Below are 3,992 nucleotides of genomic sequence, written 5' to 3'. Positions count from 1 at the left end.
CGCGGACAGCGCGACGGCGTCTACGGCCCGGACGATGTGCCGCAGCGTTCGTCGTTCGGCGTCTCCGACCTCAACCCGGAAAGCATCGAAGGTTACGACGCCCGCAACGCGCCGTTCGGCAAACACGCGGCGGTCGGCAGCGAACACCTCACGGCCTTGCAGGAAAATTATTTGCAACAATTGGCGCTGGAGACCGGCTTGCATTATCGGCGCTTAAGCGACGCCGCCGCGTTGGCCGAGGCCGTGCAAATCCCGGAATTCGCCTTGCCGGCGGCCGTGGAAGTGGATGTGCGCTGGTATTACGCCGTGCTGGTTTTACTGTTATTGCTGGCGATTTTTATCTGATATCGCCAAGTGCTATCCGTCCGGGGTTGCGGGTCCGCTCCGCTAAAAGCGGCCGTTTTTGCCCTGCACGACATCGGGTACCTTGACGCCCTCGAAATATTGGGCGGTTTCGTTGGCCACGGCTTCGCTGACGGCGGTTGTCAACTTTTGCAAGGCGGCTTGCAGCAATGCCACGCCTTCCTCGTCGCTGGCGGCCGCTCTGGCTTGAGCCGTGCTTAACTCCCATTCCGACAGCGCAAATTGCAAGGTTAGCTGGGTTTGGGTATACAGCTGCCAGGCCTTCTGCCAATTGAAAAACGAGTTGGCCGCCGCCACCAGGGCAATCAGCCAGGCAAGCCCGGACGCCACTTGCGGCTGCAATTCCTTGGGAAACAGCTGCGTGATAAACGGCAGGCTGATACTCAAGAACAACAGCACAAAGCCCGCGGCGCGAAACAGCTTGCGCCGATTCGGCGCGCGGGTTTGATAAAAACCGATGTACCAAAGCACGCTGCCTTGGGTATTTGCATCCTGAAAAAACTGCTGTTCTTTAAGCGCGGCCAGAAAGGCTTCCACCTTGGGTAAGGAATTCGACATGGCGGATGGGCTCCAACCGAGTGATCAATGGACTTGGCCGATTCTATAACCGTTACCGCCCGCTGGCAAAATATCGCCTAAAATTGCAAAATCCCAGCCGCCTGCATCAATCGAACCGGTTCGGCAGCCAGCCTCTTTCCACGCAATCCCTAAAACTCCAGTGCAGCATGTTTTCGGTTTTGTAGCTCCAGAAAAACCAGCCCAGGTATTTTTCGAAACAAGCCAGTTGGGCGGCGGCGTAACCGCGATAGGCGACATTCAACTGAAAATCGTCCATGCCGGATTGCGGGTAATCGAAGGCCCCCGCCGCCCAGGTTTCGGCCATTTTTAAATCCAGACCCAAGCTCCATTCGCCGACATAGGTCGGTATGCCGGCGTGGCGGATAATATCCTCGGCCTCGTCTTTCCAGTCGGTTACCGCCTTGTGCAGATGGCCGAACACATCCAGCTCGACATCTTCGCGGATAAAGCATTGGTAGCGGTGAATATCGAAAATCACATTGCTGTATTGCGGGCCGGACATAAAGCCCTCGTAGTCGCGAAAGCCGCGAAAACCGTCGTGGAAGATCACCGCCACGTCATCCGCCCGGCAATGCCGGCGGATGATGCCGTAACCGGCCAGGGTAAAGCGTTTGAGCAATTCGGTGCCGATATCCCAGCGCGGCTCGTTCAACACTTCTATGCCGCACAGGGCCGGATGCGCGCCATAGCGCTGCGCCAGACGCTCCAGGGTTTTTAAGGCGTAGTCGATATATTCCTGCCGGGTATGCCAGTCGCAAACATCCTGGATGCCGCCGTTATCGAAACCGTTCTGGCAGCCCGGCGCGGCGTGCAGATCCACCACCACCGCCAAGCCGAATTCCCGTGCCCAATCGAAAGCCTGATCCAAAATTTCCACGCCGCCCAGCACAAAAGGATAGCGTTTATCGCCGTAACTGGCATGGTAAGGGTAATCGGCCGCAAACAACCAGTGGCCGACCGGGATGCGCACGGCATTGATGCCGACCTCGGCCAGCCAGGCGAAATCCTCGCGCTTGATAAAGGTCCGCCAATGTTTTTGCAATATCCATTCGGCTTTGTCGCCCAGTTCCACGCACCAGCCGGTTTCGTCCCGCGCCGCCATGCCGGTGAACAAACTGGGCGTCATCCACTTCTCTAGCACCAGCCAGCCGCCGAGATTGACGCCCCGCAGTTTTTTAGCGTGCTTGCTTGGCTCGTTTTGCATGTCGGCCTCAATTCAAAACGATACGGCGTTTGTGCATGGCTTGTATGGTGGGTTGTTTGGTAATGGTCAACACGGCGGAGTCCGGCAGCTTGCGGTTGATGATGTTGATCATGTCGACCTCGCCTTCCGGATCCAGGGAGTCGAAGGCTTCCTGCATCATGATCCACTTGGGTTTTTGCAGTAACACTCTGACCAGGCCCAGGCGCTGTTGTTGCTCCCGCTCCAGATTTTTTTCCCAATCGCCGATCTCGTCCAATTGCGGTATCAATTCGCCCGTGCCGGCCAAATTCAAGGCGTACTCCAGGTCGTCCTGACCGAAGTCCTTGCTGCTGGACGGATAGCAAATGGCCGAACGCAGCTTGCCGGTGGGCAAAAACGGCCGCGGCGGCATGAAAAACAGCGGCTCTTCATCCGGTAATTCGATAACGCCTTCGCCCCAAGGCCAAAGGCCGGCGATGGCCTTAAACAATTTGTTGCCGGTAAAGGCATTACCGGCCACCAACACCCGGTCGCCCGGTTTTATTTCTTCGTTCAACGATTCGATGCAGACGATGCCGTCCAAACGGCACAAGCTGAGATTTTTAAAAACCAATGCCGAGCGGTCTTTCTTTTCCAAGCGGATGCGGTGCGGGTCGGGTTTGGCGATTTCTTTTTCCAGCTGTTCCAGCGCGCCCGCCAAGCCTAAAACCCGCTCTACCGATGCGCGCCACTCGGCCACCCGGCCCATGTTGTCCACCGGCCAGGATAATGCCGATACCATATGTTGAAAGGATTGCGCCGACTGCATCAGGGCACCCAGCGTGATGCTGCCGAGTATGTAGCGGGGCGCCGAAACCAATATGGGAAAGGCCATCGACAACACCGAATAGCCGGAACTGAACAGCATGATTTGCTCCCAGGCCTTGGTTTGTTGGTTCCAGGCGTCGACGATGTCGCCGAACAACCGGTGAAAGTGCGGGTTCTCGTGGCGCTCGCCATGAATCAGGGCAATTGCCAACGAGTTTTCGCGGGCTTTCACCAAGGCAAAACGGAAATTGGCTTCCACGGTTTGCCTATCGTCGGTAGCCTTGGTCAATGGCCTGCCTATCCACCAGCCCAGCATGGACGCGCTGGCCGCATAGATCATGGCAATCCAGACCAAATGCCCCAAAATGGGAATTTGCACAATGCCCAAATCCAAAATAACGGTGCCGGATAGGTCCCAGAGAATTTGGGTAAAGCTCACCAGCAGCAGCGAGCTGTAAAACAGGCTATGAATCAAATCGATGGCGTATTCGGTGGCGATGCGCACGTCCTCGGCAATCCGTCCGTCCGGGTTATCGTGCTTGCCGGGAATATGCGTCACCAAATAATGCCGGCCGTCGTGCATCCATTGGCCGATCAATTTGTCCGTCAACCAGCCGCGCCAATCCAACTGAATGCGGCGTTTAACCATCAAGTGGGCGACGGTGATGGCAATATTGGCGATGAAAATCAAAACGATCAGCCCGATTTGCGTAAACAGTCTGGACATCGAGCGTTGGTCCAAGGCGTCGAACAGATCGGCGCTCCATATCGTGATATATACCGAGATGGCAATTTGCAGCACGGTCAGGACCAGCAAGGCCACGGACAAACCACGGATGGTGGTTTTATGCTCCGAGTTCCAGAAAGGACCGGCTAAGCGAATAAATTGAATGAAAAATCTGCTGGTCGTTTGCAATGCCATACTCCTATCTCAGGTGAGCAGGCAATATACAAATTAGCCGTGCTAATAACAATAAAAACTGTTGACGGCTGAGGGTGGCTTCCAGGATCGCGCTTACGGCGGTCTCCGCCGTTTTGGCCGGCCGGACACAAAAAAGCC

General features: G+C 56.1%; 3 protein-coding genes and 1 pseudogene. 1 reads left to right on the top strand and 3 read right to left on the bottom strand.

Annotation, left to right across the window (positions count from 1 at the left end; genetic code table 11):
- Window positions 1–345 (top strand): annotated as a pseudogene (locus tag NP596_RS20295) (VWA domain-containing protein); the annotation flags it as partial.
- Window positions 346–387: 42 nt separating this feature from the next.
- On the opposite strand, the gene NP596_RS20290 reads toward NP596_RS20295, so the two are convergent.
- From NP596_RS20290 to NP596_RS20280, 3 genes are all read right to left on the bottom strand, one after another.
- Window positions 388–921, bottom strand: a complete 534-nt coding sequence (locus tag NP596_RS20290) for an SLATT domain-containing protein (protein WP_256617208.1) — start codon at window positions 919–921, stop codon at window positions 388–390.
- A gap of 106 nt (window positions 922–1,027) precedes the next feature.
- Window positions 1,028–2,146 (bottom strand): glycoside hydrolase family 5 protein, encoded by a 1,119-nt coding sequence (locus tag NP596_RS20285; RefSeq protein WP_256617207.1) that lies wholly within the window; start codon window positions 2,144–2,146, stop codon window positions 1,028–1,030.
- A 7-nt stretch (window positions 2,147–2,153) separates the two neighbouring features.
- Window positions 2,154–3,854, bottom strand: coding sequence for an ABC transporter ATP-binding protein/permease (locus NP596_RS20280; RefSeq protein ID WP_256617206.1), 1,701 nt, complete (start codon window positions 3,852–3,854; stop codon window positions 2,154–2,156).
- Window positions 3,855–3,992: the final 138 nt, after the last annotated feature.

Source organism: Methylomonas rivi (genome assembly GCF_024505165.1).
GTDB classification, from domain to species: Bacteria; Pseudomonadota; Gammaproteobacteria; order Methylococcales; family Methylomonadaceae; genus Methylomonas; species Methylomonas rivi.
The sequence above is the reverse complement of the archived record's forward strand: the minus strand, read 5'-3'. Positions and strand labels throughout refer to the sequence as shown.